Origin of the sequence: Leifsonia poae, assembly GCF_020009625.1 — a bacterium.
GTDB classification, from domain to species: Bacteria; Actinomycetota; Actinomycetes; order Actinomycetales; family Microbacteriaceae; genus Leifsonia; species Leifsonia poae_A.
On record NZ_JAIHLP010000002.1, the window covers coordinates 1807190 to 1831026 of the forward strand.

The 23837-nt window shown below is 65.9% G+C and carries 22 protein-coding genes and 1 tRNA gene; 10 read left to right on the plus strand and 13 right to left on the minus strand.

All coding sequences use genetic code 11. The features are described 5' to 3' along the window. Window positions 1–143 precede the first annotated feature (143 nt). The 6 genes from K5L49_RS09255 (at window position 144) to K5L49_RS09280 (ending at window position 5968) form a co-directional block, all read left to right on the plus strand. On the plus strand, window positions 144–899 hold the full coding sequence (locus K5L49_RS09255; protein WP_223692184.1) for a hypothetical protein: 756 nt from the start codon (window positions 144–146) through the stop codon (window positions 897–899). Between the two features lie 186 nt (window positions 900–1085). Continuing rightward, entirely contained in the window at window positions 1086–1655 is a 570-nt protein-coding gene (locus K5L49_RS09260) for a hypothetical protein (protein WP_223692186.1), read from the plus strand. A 185-nt stretch (window positions 1656–1840) separates the two neighbouring features. Continuing rightward, a complete protein-coding gene (locus tag K5L49_RS09265) occupies window positions 1841–2401 on the plus strand; it encodes a LysM peptidoglycan-binding domain-containing protein (protein ID WP_223692187.1) in 561 nt (186 codons plus the stop codon). Window positions 2402–3226: 825 nt separating this feature from the next. Continuing rightward, window positions 3227–3499 carry a hypothetical protein gene (locus K5L49_RS09270; protein ID WP_223692189.1) on the plus strand — a complete coding sequence of 91 codons (273 nt, stop codon included), beginning with the start codon at window positions 3227–3229 and terminating at the stop codon, window positions 3497–3499. Between the two features lie 385 nt (window positions 3500–3884). Then, window positions 3885–4727 (plus strand): serine/threonine-protein kinase, encoded by an 843-nt coding sequence (locus tag K5L49_RS09275; protein ID WP_223692190.1) that lies wholly within the window; start codon window positions 3885–3887, stop codon window positions 4725–4727. After that, complete coding sequence (locus K5L49_RS09280) at window positions 4724–5968, plus strand: hypothetical protein (RefSeq protein ID WP_223692192.1); 1245 nt, start codon at window positions 4724–4726, stop codon at window positions 5966–5968. The genes K5L49_RS09275 and K5L49_RS09280 overlap by 4 nt, the downstream gene beginning before the upstream one ends. On the opposite strand, the gene K5L49_RS09285 is transcribed toward K5L49_RS09280, so the two are convergent. Together K5L49_RS09285 and K5L49_RS09290 are read right to left on the minus strand one after the other, a co-directional pair. Further along, entirely contained in the window at window positions 5927–6697 is a 771-nt protein-coding gene (locus K5L49_RS09285) for a hypothetical protein (RefSeq protein ID WP_223692194.1), read from the minus strand. The genes K5L49_RS09280 and K5L49_RS09285 overlap by 42 nt on opposite strands. A gap of 229 nt (window positions 6698–6926) precedes the next feature. Next, window positions 6927–7016, minus strand: a tRNA-Ser gene (locus K5L49_RS09290). A gap of 105 nt (window positions 7017–7121) precedes the next feature. Here K5L49_RS09290 and K5L49_RS09295 point away from each other — a divergent pair. Further along, window positions 7122–7919 (plus strand): SGNH/GDSL hydrolase family protein, encoded by a 798-nt coding sequence (locus tag K5L49_RS09295; RefSeq protein ID WP_223692196.1) that lies wholly within the window; start codon window positions 7122–7124, stop codon window positions 7917–7919. A gap of 16 nt (window positions 7920–7935) precedes the next feature. Here the strand turns inward: K5L49_RS09295 and K5L49_RS09300 are convergent, their stop codons facing one another. Beyond that, window positions 7936–8886 (minus strand): alpha/beta hydrolase, encoded by a 951-nt coding sequence (locus tag K5L49_RS09300; protein WP_223692198.1) that lies wholly within the window; start codon window positions 8884–8886, stop codon window positions 7936–7938. A 115-nt stretch (window positions 8887–9001) separates the two neighbouring features. On the opposite strand from K5L49_RS09300, the gene radA reads away from it, so the two are divergent. Further along, complete coding sequence (gene radA / locus K5L49_RS09305) at window positions 9002–10363, plus strand: DNA repair protein RadA (RefSeq protein WP_223692200.1); 1362 nt, start codon at window positions 9002–9004, stop codon at window positions 10361–10363. Window positions 10364–10399: 36 nt separating this feature from the next. Here radA and K5L49_RS09310 read toward each other — a convergent pair whose 3' ends face one another. From K5L49_RS09310 to K5L49_RS09325, 4 genes are all read right to left on the minus strand, one after another. Then, window positions 10400–11032, minus strand: coding sequence for a hypothetical protein (locus tag K5L49_RS09310; protein ID WP_223692202.1), 633 nt, complete (start codon window positions 11030–11032; stop codon window positions 10400–10402). 44 nt (window positions 11033–11076) lie between these two features. Next, window positions 11077–11592, minus strand: a complete 516-nt coding sequence (locus K5L49_RS09315) for an amino-acid N-acetyltransferase (RefSeq protein WP_223692203.1) — start codon at window positions 11590–11592, stop codon at window positions 11077–11079. A 136-nt stretch (window positions 11593–11728) separates the two neighbouring features. Further along, window positions 11729–14260, minus strand: a complete 2532-nt coding sequence (locus K5L49_RS09320) for an ATP-dependent Clp protease ATP-binding subunit (protein ID WP_223692204.1) — start codon at window positions 14258–14260, stop codon at window positions 11729–11731. 116 nt (window positions 14261–14376) lie between these two features. Continuing rightward, window positions 14377–14826 (minus strand): hypothetical protein, encoded by a 450-nt coding sequence (locus tag K5L49_RS09325; protein WP_223692206.1) that lies wholly within the window; start codon window positions 14824–14826, stop codon window positions 14377–14379. A 57-nt stretch (window positions 14827–14883) separates the two neighbouring features. Between K5L49_RS09325 and K5L49_RS09330 the strand changes: the two genes are divergently transcribed. After that, the gene (locus tag K5L49_RS09330; protein WP_223692208.1) at window positions 14884–15870 is read left to right on the plus strand and encodes a pirin family protein; all 987 of its coding nucleotides are present in this window, start codon (window positions 14884–14886) and stop codon (window positions 15868–15870) included. 129 nt (window positions 15871–15999) lie between these two features. Here K5L49_RS09330 and cls read toward each other — a convergent pair whose 3' ends face one another. Together cls and K5L49_RS09340 are read right to left on the minus strand one after the other, a co-directional pair. Continuing rightward, on the minus strand, window positions 16000–17463 hold the full coding sequence (gene cls, locus K5L49_RS09335) for a cardiolipin synthase (RefSeq protein ID WP_223692209.1): 1464 nt from the start codon (window positions 17461–17463) through the stop codon (window positions 16000–16002). Window positions 17464–17651: 188 nt separating this feature from the next. Next, window positions 17652–17813, minus strand: a complete 162-nt coding sequence (locus K5L49_RS09340; protein ID WP_223695347.1) for a hypothetical protein — start codon at window positions 17811–17813, stop codon at window positions 17652–17654. A gap of 112 nt (window positions 17814–17925) precedes the next feature. Here K5L49_RS09340 and K5L49_RS09345 point away from each other — a divergent pair, with 112 nt between their 5' ends. Then, complete coding sequence (locus K5L49_RS09345) at window positions 17926–18750, plus strand: cytochrome c oxidase assembly protein (protein WP_223692210.1); 825 nt, start codon at window positions 17926–17928, stop codon at window positions 18748–18750. 114 nt (window positions 18751–18864) lie between these two features. Here K5L49_RS09345 and lysS read toward each other — a convergent pair whose 3' ends face one another. The 4 genes from lysS to K5L49_RS09365 all read right to left on the minus strand — a co-directional run bounded on the left by lysS (window position 18865) and on the right by K5L49_RS09365 (window position 23794). Beyond that, the gene (gene lysS, locus K5L49_RS09350) at window positions 18865–20379 is read right to left on the minus strand and encodes a lysine--tRNA ligase (RefSeq protein ID WP_223692211.1); all 1515 of its coding nucleotides are present in this window, start codon (window positions 20377–20379) and stop codon (window positions 18865–18867) included. Between the two features lie 55 nt (window positions 20380–20434). Continuing rightward, window positions 20435–21319 carry a pantoate--beta-alanine ligase gene (panC, locus tag K5L49_RS09355; RefSeq protein WP_223692212.1) on the minus strand — a complete coding sequence of 295 codons (885 nt, stop codon included), beginning with the start codon at window positions 21317–21319 and terminating at the stop codon, window positions 20435–20437. A gap of 61 nt (window positions 21320–21380) precedes the next feature. Next, on the minus strand, window positions 21381–22169 hold the full coding sequence (locus tag K5L49_RS09360; RefSeq protein WP_223692213.1) for a Rossmann-like and DUF2520 domain-containing protein: 789 nt from the start codon (window positions 22167–22169) through the stop codon (window positions 21381–21383). After that, window positions 22166–23794 carry a PH domain-containing protein gene (locus tag K5L49_RS09365; RefSeq protein WP_223692216.1) on the minus strand — a complete coding sequence of 543 codons (1629 nt, stop codon included), beginning with the start codon at window positions 23792–23794 and terminating at the stop codon, window positions 22166–22168. The genes K5L49_RS09360 and K5L49_RS09365 overlap by 4 nt, the downstream gene beginning before the upstream one ends. Window positions 23795–23837: the final 43 nt, after the last annotated feature.

Below are 23837 nucleotides of genomic sequence, written 5' to 3' on the forward strand. Positions count from 1 at the left end.
ACTGCTGTCCTGCTCGGTCATGGCGTAATCCTGTCAGAACGTCCGATCGAATGCTTTGCAGGACGCACGTCGTTCTGAAGCCAACCAGGTCCCAAAAATCTTTGACGTCGCTGCTGGCTGAGAGGGTGGGTAGACCGTAGAGTATGCTCGGCGCGGTCAGCGCTCCGGACAACGAGAAGGGCGCGCCTGTGACGAGGGCGAAGCAGCGCGGATTGCGGCTCCTGCACACTGCGCTCGTCGTCGCCCTCGTGTCGACAGTTGCGGGTTGCACGTTCCCACCGGTCTCAGCGACAAGGCTGACATCCACACCGTCTCCCGCACCGAGCGCGGTCGCCATCGCGATGCCCGACCTGGGTCCATCTCCGGCACCCGCTCCGCAGACGCCGGAGCAAACCGAACAGCTACGACTGGCCAATGCCGACCTGGCTTGGAAGCAAGTCATCTCCGAGTACCCGGCCGCCGTCCGGCCCTCGGCCAGCTTCCAGGGATACATCTCTCAGGCGACGGAGGTGGCCGTACTGACGAAGTGCTACACCGATCACGACGTGGCAAACTACCCCGACTATCCGGTCGGCGCGAAGAAGGGCGACAAGCCTCACGGCGTTGTCCCCGAGATCAGTAACGAGGAAGGCGCAATCGGTCTGTACATCTGCCAGGTCGAACACCCCTACCCGCCGACCTTGCCGCCCACACCCGAGCAGCTTGGGTGGCTGTACGACTACCTCACGAAGTTCCTCGTCCCCTGCTACCAAGCGAACGGGGTCACGAATCCCCCACCGCCCTCTCGCGAGGAGTTCGTTGCCAAATGGCCCAACCAAGGCTGGTATCCCGACGACGGCGGCGGGGCCGACCCAGAACGAATTCGCGTGATCACCGAAGTCTGTCCACCGCCGAAATGAGGGGTGAAGGTGGAAGTCACATCAAGTAGAGAGAAGGGTGCCTCCGTGGCAAGGAAACACAGTCGTTTCGGGCAGCTCACATCTGCGGCGGTTTGCCTTCTAGCGCTTGGAGCGCTGGCAGGATGCGCGACAACTGCCTCCGCGGAACCCAATGCGAGTTCGACACCCACGCCGACCCCGCTCGCGGTGACCGTGCCGATGCCCGACCTCGGGCCGTCGCCGGCCCCCGCGCCGCAGACGCCAGCGCAGACCGAGAAGCTGCGGCTCGAAAGAGTCGAGCAGCAATGGCAGCTACTCCTTGCCCAGTATCCGTCAGCTGTTCGACCGCAGGTGACATTTCAGGGATACATCACCGATGCGACTGAGATGGCCGTGATGAAGTCCTGCTTGACACAGCAGAATGTGCCGATCGGCTACGGCTACCCTGTGGGAGCGAAGAAGGGCGACAAACCCACGAGCGTGGGGGGTCAGGCCAGCAACGAGCAGGAGGCGGTCGGACTCTACATCTGTTCGGTCGAGCACCCTTACTCTCCTAACCCGCCATTGACGCCACAACAGCTGGGGTGGTCCTACGACTACTTCACCAAGTTCCTGGTGCCGTGCTACGAGGCCAACGGAGCCGTCGTCCCGCCTGCACCGTCGCGGGCGGACTTCATCGCGAATTGGCCGAACCAGAACTGGTTTCCCACTGCCGGTAGTATCACCGATCCCGATAAGGCTGCCGCGGTCGCGAAAGCCTGCCCAGCGCTGAAATGAGGGCTCCTTCAATCGGTTGGATTATCGTCGCGTGTGTCCTCCTGGCCGGCTGCACAGCCAACGATTCGGTTGGACACATCGGCGAAACCCGACCCGTACCGTCAGCGAATCCCGCGACGGCCACGAACTCGCAAACCGTCGCAACAGGCACACTGGCATCGGCGGATGGTGCAACGCGCGGAACGGTGAAGATTGAGGAGACTGACGGAGACTTCAGTATCACTGTCTCGAACTTCGCGACCAGTCATCCAGGTCAGGTCTCCATTCTGCTCAACGAGCCGGAAACATCGGTGTGCGAGCAGGCGGCGTACGCCTGGAACGCTGGTGAAACAGCTCCGGAACGTGTGCTCACGGCCCGGCTGCCAGCAAATTCGCCCGGGTGGACCAACCCCAGCAACTTTGTCGCCCTCACAATCGCACAAAGCGATCCTCTCTCGTCCGAGGGATGCGACATCAAGGGGATCGCGTCCGCGCCTCTGACGTGGACATTGACCGACCCGCGACCGTCGCTCCGACCCACCGATTCAGGCATCGAACCAGGTGCACAAGGGGAGGCAACTTCCACTGGCGGAACCCCAACCTCGTATCTGGTCGCTGCCGACGACACATATCGTGACATCGCGAAACGGTTCGGAATCTCAGTCGACGACCTCGAGTACCTCAACCCCGACCGCGCCCAAGGGGACTACGCCCACCCGACCGCCAACCCGGGAACGTCTCTCAACCTAGATCCGGCGAACCGCTGACGATGGACACGACGAAGTCAAGGAGACAATTGAGGTGAACGATCAAAGCCCGTCCAGCGAGGAGACTCGAGGCCGCCTCCTAGCGAAGTTTGCTCCGCCAGGCGTTGGACTGCGTCTGGGTTATGCGCCCGTGAACACCAGCTGGCCCTTCCCTCGAGCCTTCGATATCTACGAAAACGGAATCCTCGTTCGTTCCCTCGGCACCTCAGCTTGGATACCGCGGGGTGCGATCCAATCCATTCGGCGCGGGCCCGGATACGTGAGGATCAAGTGGGAACTAGGCGGCGGCACGGCATCCGCGACGGTCAGCAATTGGTTCCGCATCGGTCGCATAGAACGGGCACTCAAGGCAGCCGGATACACCGTCGGCTAGAGGTACCGTCGGAGTGGCCGTAGGTATAGACCCGGGAACGAATCAGGCAGTCGACTGATAGCTGTGCTCGGCAGTTACGGCCGATAGTCTTCTCGCTTCTCTGACAAGGCACGCGCGCTCGGGTCGCTGGAATGGCCGCCGTTCAGGGCGTAACCGAGATCGAATACGACCTCGACCGCACGGCTGAGGATCCGCCAAGCGACTGCCAGCACACGCCCAACACCTCGAACGAACCTCATCGTCGACCTCCGTGGTGCTGAGTGTAGCGTCGTGGCTCCTCAGAATGCTCAGCTGACAACCGTCCCGGGATCATGTTCCGCCGAGCTGGCTCATCAAGTTCCGGGATTCACGCGGCTCATACGATGACTCCAGGCAGCAACGCGCCAGATTAAGACCGGGACCAATCCAGCCAGGCTGATCACCACGAGCCAAAATCCCCAAATGAGCAGATCGTGGACGCCGCTCTCGCCAACGCCGTCGTAGTTCGCCGCCCTCACCCAAGCCATTACCAAAAGCGTCGATCCGAGAAAGAACATGGCACCGAGGACGACCCCAGCAACAACGTCCAAAAGCCGGGAGTGAAGATCGCTTCATCATCGGTCTGGCCCATGCGCCTCAAGCTACCTCATCTCGAAATCCATCGCGACGTCGACGAGGCGATCGACTGGTGGCCAAGAACCCCGCCACATGGGTTGTCCGTGGGCACACCTCAGCAGAACGGCTGATCGTTACTCGGCACCAAGCAAGCCCATCACTGACTGCGCCGCGACGACGAAATTGTCCAGACCTCTCACAAGGACAAACTTCGTGGCGGGAAAACAATCTACGATGACGGCCGACAGCTCAGCCTCATCTCACTTCAAGGGTCTGGTTTTTGACCCTCGATAATCAGAGTTATCGGGACTATTCGACGTGACGCTCAAGGACCGTCGCATTTGGCGATCCTTTTGCTCAGCCGGTTGCTTGAGCGAGCTTCCACGCCCGGCGGTTATCGCATGTTCGCTTTCCCCCATTCCTGGTTACTCCGGCGTGGGCCCGGCTGCTGCGGGCGCTGATCTAGTTGACTCACCTACATCAGCGGGGCGATTCAGATCTAGGGTTTGAGGAACATTGGCTGCACCTACTCTTTCTGCGGAGCACGTCGCCGCAGCATTCGATGCGCCGACGGCGGCGTACCTAGGATCAGGCACATTCGGCGAGACGTGGAAGGTCGAGTGCGAACTCGACGGCGAGCGTGCTGAATACGCCGTGAAGCTCCTGCGCCCGGAGTACTTCCGGGTACACCTAGTCGCTCGAGAAGTGAACGGGTTGCTCGAATTCGACGACCCGGGAATCGTGAAGCTCCACAGCGTCCGCGAGGTGGAAATCGCCGGCACTGCTCACACAGCACTCCTCTGCGAGTACATCGCCGGCGGAGACGTCATCACCAACCTCCGCAGTCACGCTCCCTCACATAGTGAGGCGATCGCGTTCGCGCGCTCACTTATGGCAGCTGTAGCCGTCGTGCACGGTGCGGACAGAGTTCATCGAGATCTCAAGTTAGAGAACATCATCCTCCGCGACGGCGATTGGGCACATCCGGTGTTGATCGACTTCGGCCTGTCGAAGGGAGCCGGCGACGCCACCCAGACCTTGTACCCGTCGTTGGTCGGGTCGCGCCCGTTCATGTCGCCCGAACAGCTCGCTGGGGAACGGGCTCGCAAACAGTCCGACCTGTGGGCGTGCGGTGTAATCATCTACTTCGTTCTCGCGATGCGTCACCCATTCATCGATGATTTTCGCGGCCTATCGGAGGACGACATCGCGGATCTTGTCGCCGGACCGCCCCGCCCTCTTCCCGATGAAACGCCCTCGGCACTCGCCGATGTAGTTCTTCGACTACTCAGCGAGGAGCCGTTCGCTCGTGGAACCGCGAAGCGAGCAGCAAAAGATATCCGGAAGGCCTCGAAATGACAGATCAGCCCGCTTCGTTCGGAGCTTCCCTCAAGAAGAGCCTGCGCGGGAACACGCCCGTCTACATCATTCAGAAGAGCCATCAATTCAACAGCCGGATCGGCGAGGTCTTCGAGACGCTGCACGATGACCACGGGTCGAAGTTGGGCCTCGGATTGAGTGTGAAGCTGGCTGCGTTTAAGCCGCAGCAGCTCCATGACTTCTTTAGCGAGCATTCTTCGGTACCACTGCGCATCGCCGACCCTGAGCTTCATCGTCACCCCTCGTCCGGCTGGGAGGGAGTTGAACGAATCAGAGCTCGTGCGACCCCGCTTCCCTGGAACTTCTACTCCGTCTTGCATCAAAAGCCCAACGCGCCATGGATTCGGGAAGTGATCGAGTCGCAGCTGAACTACGGCGCGACCGTGGCACTGTCAGCAACTGGGTGGGTGGACGCCGCGAAGGCGACGAAGTCACTGGCCGACGCTATGAGTGTTGTCGCCGCTAGTCGAGACCTCATCGGGGCTGAGACACCGATGTTCGTCAACCTCACGTTCGACTCGCGGTGGCTGACCGACAAGGAGCTCCGCGGCATTCTTCTCCAAGAGATCGTCGAGAGCTCCGAGAAGCATTGGTACCTCCGCTTTTGGTGGCCGCTGATCACGTACCGCTATGGGCAGCTTCTCGACACAGAAGTACTTCGCGGCTACCGGCTCCTCGCCCGGACAGCGGCATTGGAAGGCAAACGACTCTACCTGCCCAACTCTGGGCTGACGGGTTGGCTGATGACGTCGTTCGGCGCCGCAGGGTTCTCCACCGGATCGGCGTGGCCGGATCAGGCATTCGGCCGGGAACGGATCATGGGTGGTCGCAAGGGTCAGAAGCCGCCGCCCCACACGCCGCGACTGTTCGATCGATCGATCCTGCACACCATCGACTATGCGATCTTCGAACGGCTGGCCGCTATCCCCTCGCACAAGCAATATCCGACGAGTTTTTTCCCGGACGATCGCAGAGACCGAGCATTCGAAGGAACTCGCCGCGCTCCACTACCTGGTCAGCGTCGGCCACTTGCAGGCAAAGCTCAACGGCGACCGTCAGATGGAAGCCGCAAGGTCGGTCCATCGCGGGGTTATGTGGCTGAACTCGCTGGAGCCACTAGACCGCCCGTCCGGGGGCGCGTATCCCGCACACCTGGCGATTTGGCGCGAGCTTCTCAACTAGACGTTGGTCCGCGGTGGGTACCAACCAAACACTGGTGACACCTGACCGGCTCGCTCACCTCGCAGATAGAGGGACAAGCATCGCTCGGCGATCAGGGCTCGCCCTATGCGCGTCTGCGTCGCAGAAAGCACCCGCGAGGGTCGCGCGACAACCCTTCGGCGCTCGTTCGCGGGGTCGACGAGGATGACGCCGATTCCGCGCTGACGCATTCCTTCCACTTGATCGGATGCTCGTCGAATCGTTTGGGCATCGAGTGCGATGTATGCCGCATCGGCAGACACCTGCTGGTGACGTGCCTGATTGAACGCGCGTAGCCAGTCCCGCAGCTTTGCCTCCACCGTGACGACGCGACCACCAACGAACTCCGCAGCAGGGCGCAGTAGAAGTTTGGGGCCGACGGCTTGCATCCAACCCAGCTGTTCGAGCATAGGCAGGACGGAACGACGCAGATAGTCGCGACTAAGCCGGGTGTCAGCACACAATTCATCGACCGTGCGACCGCCGCCAGATAGCGCGAAGACAACACGAACTTCGACATCGGTTGTCAGCGGACGGATCCCCGCTTGGTGACGCGCGCCGATCTTGCCGAAGTCGAAGCGAACGGCCGTCAGGTCCGGTACGCCGCGCGCTGCGGGCACCTCGCGGAATGTAAGGACACGCGAGTCACCGGCCCTAAAGGTGAGGTCAGCGAGCGCCGGCTCGAGAGCATCAACCAGCTCGGCTTCATACCGGAAACCCGCACCGCTTCGTGTCTGCACGATTTCCACGGTCGATCCTTCCTAGCCCCAGTATGCGGATACTAATCCGAGCCTCCGACGAAAGTCAGGGACTAGTTCAGCACTGCCAGCGTAGTAGACGTCTCGAGGAGGCCCAGTTCGACAGGCGAGCTCGGATTCTCTCGACTCGCATAAGCGCATATCTCAAACCCATGCACCACAGATGCACCACGAGCTGGCTAATAACGCAGAAAAACCCCGGCTAACCGGGGCTTTTCTATGGCGGTACCGGTGGGATTTGAACCCACGGTGGGCTCTCACCCACACAACTTTTCGAGAGTTGCACCTTCGGCCGCTCGGACACGGTACCGCCGACTACTGTACGCGAAAGGGGGCAGGTCGCGCCAATTGGGGCGGCCGTGGCGGCTGCGAGAACACCGTGAGACGCACGGGATGCCGGAGTACAGTTTGGGGGATGGCGACGAAGAAGAGGTGGGCCCTGGTCGGGGCCGGGCTGTCGACACTCGCGGTGGGGATCGGCGCTTGGGCGGGAGTGCGTAAGGCCCAGGCGCGGTTGGAGCTCAACCGTTCGACGCTGAATGAGACGCTGCCCGTGCACTCCAAGTGGTGGCGCGACCATGCCAAGACCGAAGGCGAGCTGCTCTACGTAGCGCTCGGCGACAGTGCGGCGCAGGGCATCGGGGCGTCGGAGCCGAAGAACAGCTACGTCGGGGTGATCGCCGACCACATCCGGGAGGTCACCGGGCGGTCGGTGCGCGTGGTCAACCTCAGCGTCTCCGGGGCGACGGTGGCGCTCGCTGTCGCCGACCAGCTGCCGCGTTTCGCCGGGTACGAACCGGATGTGGTGACGGTTGCGATCGGGGCCAACGACATCGGGGCGTTCGACCCAGACCTGTTCGAGGCCGGTATCCGCCAGGTCTTCGACGCCCTCCCCGACGACACCATCGTCGGCGACCTCCCGTGCTTCTACCTCCCGTGGAACGAGAAGAAGGTCGCCGTGGGCAATCGCATCCTGCGGGAGGTGGCGGCCGAACGTTCGCTCACGGTCGTTCCGCTGCACGACACCATGAAACGACAGGGGCTCCGCGGCATCGTCACCCAGTTCGCGAAAGACCTGTTCCACCCGAACGACCACGGCTACCGCGTCTGGGCTTCCGCCTTCCTGCCTGCGGTGACCGCCCACGTCGGCGCTCGGTTCCCGCGAGAGGCGGCGACGCCGCCACCGCTCGAGTCGACGAGCCCCACGGCCTGATCACAGCGTTGCCGGCTCAGCCCGGCACGACCTCACCCGGCGCGACCTCACCCGGCGCCGGGGCAAGGTTGGTGAGCACGGTCCCCCAGGACGGGAAGATCACCATGTGACCAACATCGGCCACGAGCTCGACCCGCGCATCCGGCAGTGCCTGTCGGTACCATTCCGCATGGGCCTGACCGGCCAGCGGGTCGGCTCGACCGTTCACAATGAGGGTCTTCGCCGCCACCCCGGCCGGATCGAAGCCCCAGGGGCGGGCCGAATAGCTGAGGATGTCGGCGGCGACGCCGTGCGCACCCTGCCGGTATGCCTCCCGCAGCATGCGGCCCAGCCTGTCTCTCGCGCCCGGGCGGGCGAGCGCCGCCTCATCGACGGGGGCTTCCCCGAGCAGGGCGAGCGGAACGTCACCCGCATCGTCGGCCGCACGCACGGCGTCGACCTGCCCGGCGAGCATGCCGGTCAGCTCTGCGACCGCCGCATCCGGCGGCAGGGTGGCGAGCTGGTCTGACATCGCCTGCAACGGCGGGTCGATCCACTGCACCGCCTCGTTGGGAGCCGGAGTGGCGACGATCGCAACGCGGTCGACCAGATCGGGATGCCGCGCGGCGAACGCCAGCGCGGTGCGCCCGCCGGCCGACCAGCCGACGATGCCGATGGTGCGCCGGCGGACGATTCCGGATGCAGCTTCATCTCGCATCATCGCACGCAGATACTCCGCGATGTCGTCGGCCGGGCCGGTGACACTCGGCCACTCGTCGACGGGCAGCGGGTCGGAGGAACCGTAGCCCGGGCGATCGAACGCGAGGATGTGCACCTCCCGCGCGGCCGAGACGGTGGGATCGGGGTCGAACGTCGACGAGCCGGGGGCCGGATGGCAGAACACGACGATGCGCTCCGCCGCAGGATTGCCCGAGGTGGTGACGCCGAGCTTGCGACCGGACTCCAATGTGAAGATGAGATTCGCCATGGGGCCATTGTGCTCCCGGCTTCTGACATCGAGCAGAAGTTGTCCACAGGCCGGGGGATCGGGAGCCGGATGACGGTGGTCGGCCATACAGTGAAGGCGGATCGAGGAGGAAGACGTGGCACGAGCTCAGCTCAGCTTCCGCTGCACGGAGTGCGGTTGGACAACGGCCAAGTGGGTCGGCCGGTGCGGCGAGTGCCAGGAGTGGGGAACCGTGGCCGAGTCGGCCGCCCCCACGGGCGTGCTGCGCGCGCTCAAACCCGTCACGATCGGGGTCGACCGCGCCGCACGGGCCATCACCGACATCGAGGCCGACTCCGTTCGGCACTGGCCGAGCGGCATCGCCGAGTTCGACCGCGTGCTCGGCGGCGGCATCGTTCCCGGGGCGGCCATCCTGTTGAGCGGCGAACCGGGTGTCGGCAAGTCCACGCTGCTCCTCGAGGTCGCGTCGCGCGCGGCCCGGGCGCGCTCGCGAGTGCTCTATGTCAGCGCAGAGGAGTCGGTCAACCAGGTCAAGATGCGGGCCGAACGCACCGGGGCCATGCATGACGACCTCTACCTCGCCTCCGAGACCGACCTGGCCACCATCGTCGGGCAGATCGATGCCCTCGATCCGCAGCTCGTCATCGTCGACTCCGTGCAGACGGTTTCGAGTTCCAATGGCGAAGGCCTGGCGGGCGGCCCCAGTCAGGTGCGCGAGGTGGCGAGCACCCTCATCCGCGTCGCCAAAGACCGAAACCTGCCGGTTCTGCTCGTCGGACACGTCACCAAAGACGGCTCGATCGCCGGCCCACGGCTGCTGGAGCATCTCGTCGATGTGGTCTGCCAGTTCGAGGGCGACCGACAGACGTCGCTGCGATTCGTGCGCGCCCTGAAGAACCGGTTCGGTCCGACGGATGAGGTCGGATGCTTCGAGATGACCGGTGACGGTATCGCCGAGGTCGCCGACCCGAGCGGGCTGTTCCTCAGTCGCACGACCACGCCCGTCTCGGGAACATGCGTCACCGTCGCGATGGAAGGGCGCCGGCCGCTCCCCGTCGAGGTGCAGGCACTCGTAGTCGCGACGACGGCTCCCAACCCGCGTCGGGTCACCAACGGGGTCGACTCCTCCCGTGTGGCGATGCTTCTGGCGGTGCTCGAACGGCGGGCGGGGATCCGGCTCGGCGACAAAGACGTCTATGTCTCCACCGTCGGCGGCGTGCGCCTCAGCGAGCCGGGTGCCGACCTCGCGATCGCGCTCGCCATCGCCTCCGCCGCCAACGAGAAACCGATCCCGCACACCCTCGCCGCTTTCGGGGAGATCAGCCTCGCCGGCGAGATCCGCCCTGTCGCGAGCGGCAAACAGCGGGTGGCCGAGGCCGCCCGGCTCGGCTTCACCACCCGCATCGACTCGGCGAGCGAGAGCATCCGTGAAGCCCTGCGCGTGGCATTCACCGTCGGCGCGACCGCCCGCGAACGCGAACTCGACGCCGCATTCTGATCGCGACAGCCATCGACCGGCATCGCCTCACCCCGTTCAGTTCAGGATGAACTGCTTGGTCTGAGCCGACTGGATTCCGCCAACCGACGTCTGCAGGTGATACGAGGCGCCCCCGGCAGGAACCGGATCACGCTTGTCCTTGCAGGTGGACGGGTCGGAGCGGGTGCGATCCCACTCGATCGGCGTCTGCGAGGAGATCGTCTTGCCCGGCTGCAGCAGCACCTCGGCGTCGACCTTGTCCGTCTGGCAGTCGGTCGACTTCCAGTAGACCTCACTGCCGCTCGTGATCGTGAACACCTGTTGCGAGGTCCCCGCATTGATCTTGCAGGCCGTCGAACCCGTGTTGGTGATCGACACCGACAGTTTGGGCTGAGCACCGGCCGCGTAGGTCGACGCATCCGTCACGGCTTGAACGGTCACGTCGCCCGGGGTGCAGGCGGATCCGCTCGCTTTGGTCGGGTCTGTCGGAATCGTCGTGCCGTCTGAGACAGGCGTCGACGACGGGGTGGGCGTGGGAGCACCGGCAGGGGAGCCGTTCGACGAGCCGGGGCGCACGACGATGAGCACGATGACGACGATCACGGCCAGCACACCGAGCCCGAGAAGCAACCGGCGGCGCCAGTAGACTTTGCTCGGCTGCGGGCCGACAGGGTTCTTGAACGTCGACATGCCTGCAGGATAACGGCGAGGCGACCGAAAGCGGCGGCAACTCGCTAGAGCTGCTTCAACATCCGGGTGTTTCCAAGGGTGTTCGGCTTGACGCGAGCCAGATCGAGGAACTCGGCGACGCCTTCGTCGTGCGAGCGCACCAGCTCGGCGTACACCTCAGGGTCGACGGTCTCGTCGCCCATATCTTCGAAACCGTTGCGCTCGAAGAACCCCACCTCGAACGTGAGGCAGAACAGTCGGCTCAGCCCGAGCTCCCGGGCTTCCTCCTCCAATCGTGCCAGGAGAGCCCGGCCGACCCCTTTGCCCAGCCATTCTTGGGCGACCGCCAATGTGCGAACCTCGGCAAGGTCGCGCCACATCACGTGGAGCGCCCCGCACCCGATGAGCTCGCCGTCGGCGGTCTCGGCCACCCGGAACTCCTGCACCGACTCGTAGAACACGACGGCATCCTTGCCGAGCAGGATCCGTCGCTGCACCAGCGGCTCCACGAGCTCCTGGATGCGCGTCACATCGTCTGTGCGCGCCCGACGAATGCTGTACGCGGGGCTGACCGAATTCACGCCCCCAACCCTACCGCCCGCGCTCCTCCCGCCTGTTCTCTCCCCTGCGCCCCACACACGTGAGGGGCGGCAGAAGCACCCAAACGGCTACGAATGGATGGATCTGCCGCCCCTCAACGGGATGGACGGGACGGTGTCAGGCGCTTTCGCCGGAGGCGGCGAGGTCGGGCGTGACCGAACCGACGCCGATCGCGGCCGCCGAGTTGATCCCGGCACCGATCGGCTCCTTGCGCGACTCGGTGGTGAACACGAACTCGCCGTCCTTGAAGTCGACGTGCACGTGGTCGCCCGCGTTCAGCTCACCCTGCAGGATGCGCTCGCTCAGCCTGTCTTCGATCTCGTGCTGCACCGCGCGACGCAGGGGGCGGGCACCGAGGGAGGGGTCGAACCCGACCTCGATGAGGTGCTCCTTGGCCGGAACGGTCAGCTCGATGGTCATGTCGCGGTCGAGCAGGCGGGTCGACAGTCGCTTGATGAACAGGTCGACGATCTGCAGCAGTTCCGCCTTGTTCAGCTGCGGGAACACGATGATCTCGTCCACACGGTTCAGGAACTCGGGCTTGAAGTTCTTCTTCAGCTCATCCTTGACCTTGGCACTCATCCGGTCGTAGCCGGTCTGCGTGTCGCCCTCCACCTGGAAGCCCACAGGCCCTCCGGTGATGTCTTTCGTGCCGAGGTTCGTGGTCATGATGATCACGGTGTTCTTGAAGTCGACGACGCGGCCCTGGCCATCCGTCAGACGCCCCTCCTCCAGAATCTGGAGGAGCGAGTTGAAGATGTCCGGGTGGGCCTTCTCGATCTCGTCGAACAGCACGACGCTGAACGGCTTGCGGCGCACCTTCTCGGTGAGCTGCCCGCCCTCTTCGAAGCCGACGAACCCGGGAGGGGCGCCGAACAGTCGCGAGACCGTGTGCTTCTCGCCGTACTCCGACATGTCGAGGGAGATCATGGCCGACTCGTCGTCGAACAGGAACTCGGCGAGCGCCTTCGCCAGCTCGGTCTTTCCGACGCCGGTGGGGCCGGCGAAGATGAACGAGCCGGAGGGACGCTTCGGGTCCTTCAGGCCGGCACGCGTGCGGCGGATGGTCTTGGAGAGCGCCGCGATGGCCTCCTCCTGACCGATGACCCGCTGGTGCAGGGCCTTCTCCATGAACACGAGGCGAGCGGACTCCTCCTCGGTGAGCTTGAACACCGGGATGCCCGTGGCTTGGGCCAGCACCTCGGCGATGAGTCCCTCATCCACCTCGGCCGTGGTCTTCACATCGCCCGAACGCCACTGCTTCTCGAGGCGCAGTCGCTCGCCGAGAAGGTTCTTCTCCTCGTCGCGCAGGCTGGCGGCCTTCTCGAAGTCCTGGTCTTCGATCGCAGCCTCCTTCTGGGAGCGCACGGCCGAGATCTTGTCGTCGAACTCGCGCAGCTCCGGCGGGGCCGAGAGGATCGACAGGCGCAGGCGGGCGCCGGCCTCGTCGATCAGGTCGATGGCCTTGTCCGGCAGGAAGCGGTCTTGGATGTAGCGGTCGGCCAAGTTGGCGGCGGAGACGATCGCACCGTCGGTGATCGAGACCTTGTGGTGCGCCTCGTACCGGTCGCGCAGCCCCTTGAGGATGTTGATCGTGTGCGGCAGCGACGGCTCGTTCACCTGGATGGGCTGGAAGCGGCGCTCGAGGGCCGCATCCTTCTCGAAGTGCTTGCGGTACTCGTCGAGCGTGGTGGCGCCGATGGTCTGCAGCTCGCCGCGGGCGAGCAGCGGCTTCAGGATGCTCGCCGCATCGATCGCGCCTTCGGCTGCGCCCGCACCCACCAGGGTGTGGATCTCGTCGATGAACGTGATGATGTCGCCGCGGGTGCGGATCTCCTTGGTGACCTTCTTCAGGCGCTCCTCGAAGTCACCGCGGTAGCGGCTGCCGGCAATGAGCGAGCCGAGGTCGAGCGTGTAGAGCTGCTTGTCTTTCAGCGTCTCCGGAACGTCTCCGCGCACGATGGCCTGGGCGAGGCCCTCGACGACGGCAGTCTTGCCGACGCCGGGCTCACCGATCAGCACGGGGTTGTTCTTGGAGCGCCGGGAGAGGATCTGCATGACCCGCTCGATCTCTTTCTCGCGCCCGATCACCGGGTCGAGCTTGTTGTCGCGGGCGGCCTGCGTCAGGTTGCGGCCGAACTGGTCGAGGATCTGGCTGCCAGCCTGCGCGGTCGCCTGATCGTTGCCGCCGACCTGCACCTGCTCCTTGCCCTGGTATCCGCTGAGGAGCTGGATGACCTGCTGGCGCACCCGGTTGAGGTCGGCTCCGAGCTTCACGAGCACCTGGGCGGCGACGCCCTCGCCCTCTCGGATCAGGCCGAGCAGGATGTGCTCGGTGCCGATGTAGTTGTGGCCGAGCTGCAGGGCCTCGCGAAGCGAGAGCTCCAGCACCTTCTTGGCGCGCGGGGTGAAGGGGATGTGCCCGGTCGGCTGCTGCTGGCCCTGGCCGATGATGTCCTGCACCTGCTCGCGCACGGCGTCGAGCGAGATGCCGAGCGATTCGAGCGCCTTGGCGGCGACTCCCTCACCCTCATGGATCAGGCCGAGCAGGATGTGCTCCGTCCCGATGTAATTGTGGTTGAGCATCTTGGCTTCTTCTTGGGCCAAGACGACGACGCGGCGGGCTCTATCGGTGAATCTCTCGAACATGTCTACTCCTCCGACGCCTTGCAGGTGTGGCGTCGATACAACGAGAGTAACCATCGTTTCCCCCGGTTATCGCCTCTGTTCGCCGTGGGCGTGACGCGATCAGGAGATGTGGAGGATCAGCCCTGCAGGCCCGGCAGGGTGAGGGTGGAGTCGGGCAGCTTGATCGTGACGTCGGAGGTCGTGCTGATGCCGCTCGGCGTGGCGAACACCGTGGTGTGGGGAACGTAGTCGCGAGTGCAGACACCGCCCGGCGCCGGTTCGAGGGTCGCCTTGAGCTGGTTGCTCGCCGTCACCGACACGGAGGCGACCTTGGGCGGGCAGCTCGAACTGCCGTAGAGCGCGACCGCGAACTGAGCGCCGTCTTTCAGCCAGACCGCGAAGGCGGCGCCGCCGGCACTGCTGGCCGGCGCCTCGACGCCTTTCGGTTCGCCCGAGTAGTCGTTGAGCGGTCTGCTGCTCGCGGTCGAGCATCCGGCGAGCACGAGGGCGAGCGCAACGAGACCGACGGCCGCGAACGGGCCACGAACGCGGGCGGAGGGGCGGGCTGCGACGGAGGTGGTGGGCACGCGACCATTCTAGGAAGCACCGGTGCCGCCATCCTGGACGCGTCCTAGGATGCTCGTGTGAGCAACCTGGAGCGCGACCCCGCCGAGCTGGTGGCGGGCGGAAAGACGGTCGCCGTCGACCGGCCCGTCGAGATCCTCGAATCGCGCGAGGTGCCGCTCGGCGGCCCCCGGGCGATGACCGTGCGGCGAACGCTCCCCCAACGTCGACGCTCCCTGATCGGCGGCTGGTGCTTTCTCGACCACTACGGCCCCGACGATGTCTCGGTGAGCGGCGGGATGCGCGTGCCACCGCATCCGCACACGGGGCTGCAGACCGTGAGCTGGCTGTTCGAGGGCGAGATCGATCACCGCGACAGCGTGGGAAGCCATGCTCTCGTGCGCCCGGGCGAGCTCAACCTGATGACCGCCGGCCGGGGGATCAGCCACTCCGAGGTGTCGACGGAGACCACCACCGCCTTGCACGGCGTGCAGCTGTGGGTGGCGCTGCCCGCTGCGTCACGGGATGTGGCCCCATTCTTCGAGCACCACGTTCCCGTGGTGGGTCGGCTGGGCGAGGCCGAGGTGCGAACCTTCGTCGGCTCGCTCGCCGGGAGCGGGACCGCCGCCGCTGTCTTCAGCCCGCTGGTGGGCGCACAGCTCGTCGTTCCGGCCGGCGCGCACATCGTCGTCCCTGTCGATCCCGGATTCGAGCACGGCATCCTCGTCGACCGCGGCGAGGTGTCGGTTGAGGGCGTTCCTGTTCCTGTCGCCCACCTCGCGTACCTCTGCCCCGGTCGATCGACGATCGAGGTCGAGGTCGCCGCGGGCGGTTCGGAGGCGACGTTGATCCTCCTCGGCGGGGAGCCTCTGGGCGAGGAGATCGTCATGTGGTGGAACTTCATCGGGCGCAGTCACGACGAGGTCGTCGCCGCCCGCGACGATTGGCAGCGGGAGGTGATCGGGGGCGCCGATCCCGGCGGTCGCTTCGGCGAGGTGGCCGGGTTCGACGGTTCTCCGCTTCCGGCGCCGGAGCTGCCGACGGTGCGGTTGAAACCGCGGGGCTGACCCTGACGAACGGCGTCTCCTCTGTGCCCATCACGGCACTCGGCCACAACGGTTACTGTGCCTCTGCTCACCGACGACAGGCTCGCCACCGCCGCACAGCGATGGTGCGAGCTGCGTCCGATGAGGGAGCTACTGCAGTGCTGAGGTGAGCCGCGCGAGGTTGTCGAGCACCGTCGAGCGCAGCGGCTGCCGCATCCACTCGTCGAGAGTCAGCTCCCGGCTATCGCGACGATAGCCATCCTCGACCTTGCGCATCTCCTCGACGAAGGAGCGGCCCCGCACCATGAGCGAGACCTCCATGTTGAGCTGAAAGGAGCGCATGTCCATATTGCTGGAGCCGATCACGGCGACGTCGTCATCGATCGTGAAGTGCTTGGCGTGCAGAATGTAGGGCTTCTTGTACATCCAGATGCGCACGCCGGCCCGCAGCAGCACCTCATAGTACGAACGTTGGGCGTGGTAGACGAGCGCCTGATCGCCGATCTCAGAAACGAACAGGTCCACCGCGATCCCCCGCTGGGTCGCCGTCGTGATCGCAGTGAGCATGGACTCATCCGGAACGAAATACGGCGAGGTGATCACGATGCGCTCCTGCGCATAGTAGAGCAGTGCGAGGAAGAGCCGCAGGTTGTTCTCGCCCTCGAAACCCGGGCCGCTCGGCACGACCTGAGCGTCGAGCGCGTCGCCGCTGACCTCGCCGGTGACCGGTTCGGTCTCGCGCCGAAGCAGTTCACCGGTCTCGCTGTACCAGTCGGTGATGAAGATCGCATTGAGACCGGCGACGATCGGCCCCTCGAGGCGGACGATCAGTTCCTTCCACTTGAGACCGCGCCGAATGTTCGACCGCTTGTTGTAGCTGCGGTCGATCACATTCTGAGAACCCATGAAGCCGACGGCACCGTCCACGATGAGCAGCTTGCGGTGGTTGCGAAGGTCGGGGCGCTGATATTTGCCCTTCAGCGGCTGAACGGGCAGCATCAGCTGCCACTTCGCACCCATCTCGGTCAAACGCGTGATCGTGCGCTTGTAGTCGCGCGTGCGGTAGGAGGCGATGTGGTCGAGCATGACCCGAACGGTGACCCCCCGCTTCACGGCCCCCTCTAGCGCGTCGAAGAACGGCTTCGTCGTCTGGTCGCAGCTGAGGATGTAGAACTCGACATGCACATAACGCTGCGCCCCGTCGATCTCCGCCGTCATCGCATCCAGCGAGGCCTGGTAGTCGCCGTTCAGGCTCGCAGTGTTTCCACCCACCAGGGGCATCGCCCCGAGGTTGCGGTTCAACTGCACGACGGATTCCAGCCAGGGTGGCCAGGGGTGGTCCCGCCGCACGCGTTCGATGCCCTCGGTGCTTTCGATGATGAACCGATTGATCTCCGCCTGCTTCTCACGCCGACGCTTCGGCAGCTTGTAGCTGCCGATCAGCAGGAAGAACAGAACGCCGATATACGGGATAAGGAAGATGGCGAGCAACCAGGCCGTCGCCGATGTCGGTTTGCGATTGCGCGGCACGACGATCACCGCGATCACACGGATCACGAAGTCGACCAGCAGAGCAAGACCGACGATGATCGTCGTAAGGAGCCCCGCATCCACGATGCGAACCTCCCCTCGACCGGCCGGAGCAGGGCGCCGAACGCGCACCGCTATCGCTACCGTATCGAAGGCGGACGACGAAAAGGGAGAACGACGGACGCGTTCGCCCAGACTCGTTTGCCCCGACTGGTTCACTCAGGCGCGTTCACTCCGGTCGGCGTGATTGCGCCGAAAACGAGGCAGCGCTGCTACGGCTTGGTGGAGAGACCGCGACGCGCGCGCTCCTCCGCCTCCATGCGGGCGTACACCTTGCGCTCCGTGCGGTCAGCTCGAACGATGGCGCGCATGATAAGCCAGAAGAGCAGACCAACGAGAACGGTCGGTGCGAGCGACCAGACAATCCCTGCCACGACATCATTCATAACCCGATAATGGTAGCGCGCTCACCTGTGAACGGAGTCCATCACGCCCCCCATCTCCACCTTCCTGACGACCTGGCGGTTCGACCCCGTCGCCTTCGTCGTGCTGCTCGCTTCAGCGGTCGCCTATCTGGCGGGCATCGCCACGCTGCGGCGGCGCGGGCATCGCTGGCCGCTGCGCCCGACGATCTTCTACTTCGTGTTCGGACTGGGATCGTACGCCTGGATCTCGTTCGGCTTTCTCGGCGCATACAGCACCGAGCTGCGGTGGGCGTTCACGACCCGCATCGCTCTGCTCCTCTTCGCCGTGCCGGCGCTCGTCAGCCTCGGGATGCCCATCGCGCTCGCCCGCGTCGCCCTGACCGGCCTCCCCCTGCGGATCACGAACGCTGTGGTGAACTCCCGGGTGGTGCGCCTGTTCGGCAATGCGATCTTCGCCCCCGTGTTCGCCGTCGCCGTCTTCCTCGTGTTCCTCACCCCGTTCGCCGCCGTTCTGCGCGAAAGCCCGGGGTGGGAGTGGACGATCACCGTGATCGCGCCGCTGGCCGGCCTGCTGATGGTGCTCCCGATCGCGGCGCACGCGGTCATCCGAACCGGCCTGTTCATCACGATCGAGTTCCTCCTGGCCTTCGTGGAACTGCTGCTCGACGCGATCCCCGGCCTCCTGCTCCGGCTCAACGACACCGTGCTCGACCACGCGCCGGCGATTCTCGGGCCACTGCCGCTCTGGTTTCCGAACGCGCTGCACGATCAGCACCTCTCGGGTGACTTCCTCTGGTTCATCGCCGAGATGGCGGACGTGCCCGTGCTGATCTTCCTGTTCATCCGGTGGATGCGACACGACAAGCGTGAGGGCAAGAAGCTCGACGAACTCACCGACGAGCAGATGGAGGCGCTGACGCGGGCGCACCTGAACGCTCCCCGCTAGGCCGGGTCGGAGACGACGGCCCCTCGCGCTCGGCCCCTCTGGCCCCCTCTGGGGCCTGCCCTCTGACTACTCTGGCGCCTGCCCTCTGGCTACTCTGGCGCCTGCCCTCTGGGGTTACTTGACGAGCGGGAAAAGGATCGTCTCGCGGATTCCCAGCCCGGTCAGCGCCATGAGCATCCGGTCGATGCCCATGCCCATGCCCCCCGACGGCGGCATTCCGAATTCGAGTGCTCTCAGGAACTCCTCGTCCAAGCGCATCGCCTCGCCATCGCCGGCGGCCGCGAGCTTCGCCTGCTCGACGAAACGCTCGCGCTGCACAACCGGGTCGACCAGCTCGGAGTATCCCGTCGCCAGTTCGAAGCCGCGGGTGTAGAGATCCCACTTCTCGACGACGCCCTCGCGTGAGCGGTGCGCGCGCACGAGCGGGCTCGTGTCGATGGGGAAGTCCATCACGAAGGTCGGGCGCACGAGGTCGTCCTTCACGAAGTGCTCCCAGAGCTCCTCGACATACTTTCCGTGCAGCGGGTGCTCGATCTCAACGCCCTCCACAGCCGCGATCTCGCGCAGTCTCTCCACCGGTGTCGCCGGAGTGATCTCTTCGCCGACCGCCTCCGACAGGCTGTCGTACATGCGAATACGATCCCAGTCCCCGCCGAGGTCATACTCGGTGCCGTCGGCCCAGATCACCGTCGTAGAACCCGAGATGGCCTTCGCCGCATTCTGGATGAGCGTCTGCGTCAGGTCGGCGATCGAGTTGTAGTCGCCGTACGCCTGGTAGGCCTCGAGCATCGCGAACTCGGGCGAGTGGGTGGAGTCGGCGCCCTCGTTGCGGAAGTTGCGGTTGATCTCGAACACGCGATCGATGCCGCCGACGACCGCGCGCTTCAGGTACAGCTCGGGGGCGATGCGCAGATACAGATCGGTGTCGAAGGCGTTGGAGTGCGTCACGAAAGGGCGGGCGGACGCGCCACCGTGCATCACCTGCAGCATCGGGGTCTCCACCTCGATGAAGTCCCGTTCGGCGAACGTCTCGCGCAGACTCGCGACCGCCTTCGCCCGGTTGATCACGTTGGTGCGCGCCTGGTCGCGGGCGATCAGGTCAAGGTAGCGGTTGCGCACCCGGATCTCTTCGCTGAGCTCGTTGTGAAGGTTCGGCAGCGGCAGCACCGCCTTCGAGGCGATCTCCCACTCGGCGACCATGATCGACAGTTCGCCGCGGCGGCTGGAGATCACCTCACCCGAGACGAACAGGTGGTCGCCGAGGTCGACGAGTTCCTTCCACGCGACGAGAGACTCCTCACCCACGGAGGCGAGGGAGACCATCACCTGGATGCGGGTGCCGTCGCCGGACTGCAGCACGGCGAAGCAGAGCTTTCCGGTGTTCCGCAGGTGAACGACGCGACCGGCGATGCCGACGATCTCACCGGACGTCTCGTCGGCCTGCAGGTGGCCGAACTTCTCGCGAACGGCGGGGATCGTGGTGGTGACCGGAACGGACACCGGATACGCGCCGCCCGCCGGCGTCGCCGCCTCAGCGATCAGGCGCTCGCGCTTGGCCAGGCGAACCGCCTTCTGCTCGCTGATCTCGTCAGCAGAGAGTTCAGGCTCGGTGGTCTGCGCGTCCGTCATGAGTGTCTTTCGTTCGGTTCGGATGGGGGGTCAGCGGGTCGTCGGGAGACCGATCTCAGGAGGACGACGGAATGCTGATGCGCTCGTTGTCGATCAGCCTGGTGCTCCCGAGACGTGCCGCGACGAGCACGACGGCGGGGCCGTGGTGCCCGGCGTCGACGGTCTGGAAGGTGTCCGGGTCGACGACCACGAGATAGTCCAGCTTAACGGCTGCTTCACTGTCGAGGCGCGCGCGCGCGGCGGCGAGCACCGCATCCACCCCGCCGGCCGCGGCCTCGGCGGCGGCGGCGAGCGCCTGCGAGAGCGCGACGGCGGCGAGGCGCTGATCGTCGTCGAGGAAGCGGTTGCGGCTTGAGAGCGCCAGGCCGTCCTTCTCTCGCACGGTGTCGACGACGGCGATCGTGACGGGCAGGTTCAGATCGCGTACCATGCGGCCGACCAGGTGCACCTGCTGGGCATCCTTCTGGCCGAACACGGCGACGTCGGGCGCGACGATGTTGAACAGCTTGGCCACGACCGTGAGCATCCCGTCGAAATGCCCGGGTCGCACGGCGCCCTCATACAGAGCCGCCACCGGTCCGGCCGAGATCCGCGTCTCCGAGGGGCCGTCCGGGTACATCTCCGTCGCGCTCGGCGCGAACACCAGGTCGGCGAGGCCGTCGAGCCGGGTGACATCGGAGTCGAGCGTGCGCGGATACCGGTCGAGGTCTTCACCGGGGCCGAACTGCAGGGGATTCACGAAGACCGACACGACGACGATGCCGCCGAGCCCCCGCGCCTGCGCGACCAATTGGAGGTGTCCGTCGTGAAGCGCCCCCATAGTCGGCACGAGCACGACCCGGGACGCCGGCGCGTCCGAGCTGCCCTCGCGCAGCGCCGTCTCCCGTCTCTCCGCGATTCGGCGGCGCAGCGCGGCGATGGTGGTGACGACCTCAGGCATCGGCTCCCCTACGGTCGCCGCATCCGTCGGATGCGCTGACGAGAAACGACCGACAACCAGGCTACTCGCGCCGACCGGCCGGCGAGTCATCGTCGCCGTCGTCACCGTCTCCATCGTCGAGCGGGTCGTAGTCGCCGAGGATCGCCGAGACGTCGAGCGAGGCGGTCGGTGAGGCATGGGCGAGCGCATTGTCGACGGTGGAGCGCACGAGCGAGCTGAGGAACCCGCCCGCGTTGTCGACCCCGATCCCCCGCAGGATGCCGGTGGACTGGTCCACGATGGCGCGGGAGAACGAGGTGGCCGTGGCGATCGCCTCGGCGTAGGCGGCGCGATCGGCTTCGGCGATCACCACCGGTTCCCCGCCCATCTCCACGACGAGGGCCTGCGCGATCGGCAGCACCGGAGCCGGGGCTGTGACGGCGAAGTAGGTCTCGGTGAGTCGGGCGAGGTCGAGCGTCGTTCCCGTGAATTCGAGGGCCGGATGCACGGCGACGCCGATCGCGCCGGCCGCCATCGCCGGCGCGAGCACCCGCACGCCGTAGCCGGGCGCGGTGTGGAGCACGATCTGTCCCGGCTGCCACGTTCCGGTGGCGGCGAGCCCGGCGACGAGTCCGGGCAGTTCGGCGTCCGGCACGGCGATGATCACCAGCTCGCTGCGTTCGACGAGCACCGGCACGTCAAGGATGGGCGCGAACGGCAGCACGGCCTGCGCCCGGTCGCGGCTGGCCTGCGAGACGGCGGAGATGCCAACGACGGCATGCCCGGCCCCCGCGAGCGCCGCCCCCAGGATCGGTCCCACCCGGCCGGCCCCGATGATTCCGAGCCCGAGCCGTCCTGATCGTTGACTCATAGCTGCTCCTGCTCCGTGTGGGGTGGCGGGGCGGTGGTCGGCACGTCGGGCGTCGACCGCACATCACCCCAGCGATGGCTCGTGTCGGACTGCGCCGAAGCGATGGCGCCCGAGGCCACGCCGTCGAAGAGCAGAAGGCTCTGCTCGCGGTCGACGGCCGCCAGGCGCGGGTGCACCGGACCGGAGACCGTGTGCAGCCGGGCCTCGGCCAGACCGAGCATCCGCTCGATCGGGCCCTGCGTGAGCTCAAGGCTCTGCAGCCGCGCGAGGGGGACGAGCGCCAGGCTGCGCCAGACGAACCCGCGCCGGAGCAGGATGATGCCGTCGTGGATGCTGTACCCCGTTCGCTGCCACGACAGTGGGCGCAGCCAGGCGGCCCGGCGCGGACTGCCGACGAACCCGTCGCGGCCGCGGGAGGTCATGCCCGCGGCGATCACGGCGCGATGCTCTTCGGTGGCGAACTCGGGCAGCACGAGCGCGAGCACACGGGCGACATCGCCGGCGTCGCCCACGGGGAGCATCGTGGTGTTGGGCTGTCCCGCCGCACCCTTCTCTTTCGAGTGGCCCGCCGTGTCGATGCGGATCTGCCACCAGCCGAACGGCCGCCACAGCAGCGGTTGCATCACCTCGACCGCATGGATGCGGCCGGGCGGGAGCGTCTCGTTGCTGGTCGTCAGCAGACCGAATCCGACCCGCACCCCGTCGCGGGTGCCCGCGATCGAGTACCGCAGTGACTTCGTGAAGCGGTTGAGGTAGAAGCTCGCCGAGCCGAGGAGTCCCGGCAGCACCACGAACAGCAGCCACAACCGCCCGGTCGATGCCCCGACGATGAGCAGCACGACCACCACGAGCAGGAAGATCGTGAACCCGCTCAGCACGAGCGACCCGAGCAGCCGCAGCGGCGGGATCTTCACCACCGAATGCGGCGGGGCCGCATCCGGGTCGAGTTCGGGCGAGAGGAACTCGGTGACGCGACGGTTGACGAGATCCGACACTGCGGCCTGGCGGCTCCCCGGAACGGGTCGCCCGACGACGCCAGGTGTGTTCGGGTCGGTTGCACCGGCGGCGAGCCCGGTCGACAGGTCACCGTCGACACCCTCCGCGTCGCCGGGAGTCACCGCCCGTTCGGCGGCCTTCACCCCCGAGGCCAGCCGCAACACATCCGCGCGGAGCCCGTCGGCGAGCGACGAGCCGAGGTAGGCCAACTGAACGTTCGCGTCGTGCCCGGCCACCGAGATGTCGAGCTTCGCCGCGCCGAACACGCGGGCGAGCAGCGGGCGCACCACATTGATCCCCTGGATGCGATCGAGCCTGGCCTTGCGCTGCGTGCGGAACAGGATGCCGCTTCGCACTTCGACCGCGTCGCCGGTGATGCGGAACGTGTGCATGCGCCAGGAGAGGTAGAACGCGCCGAGGCAGAGGATGAGCACCACTGCCACTGCGAGCAGCGCCCAGCCTTCCCAGCCCCGGTTGTAGATCTCGTCGATCGGGTCGCCGCCGTAGTCGGGGGCCCCACGAAGAAGCTGACGATGCGCTCGCGCAGGTTCGAGAGCACGAAACCGAGCACGGCGACGAACACGATGCCACCGCGCAGCAGCGGGGTCGCGGGGTGCAGACGATGCCATTCGCCGTCGGTGAACCGCTCCGCGGCGCGCTCCGCCGGCGTCA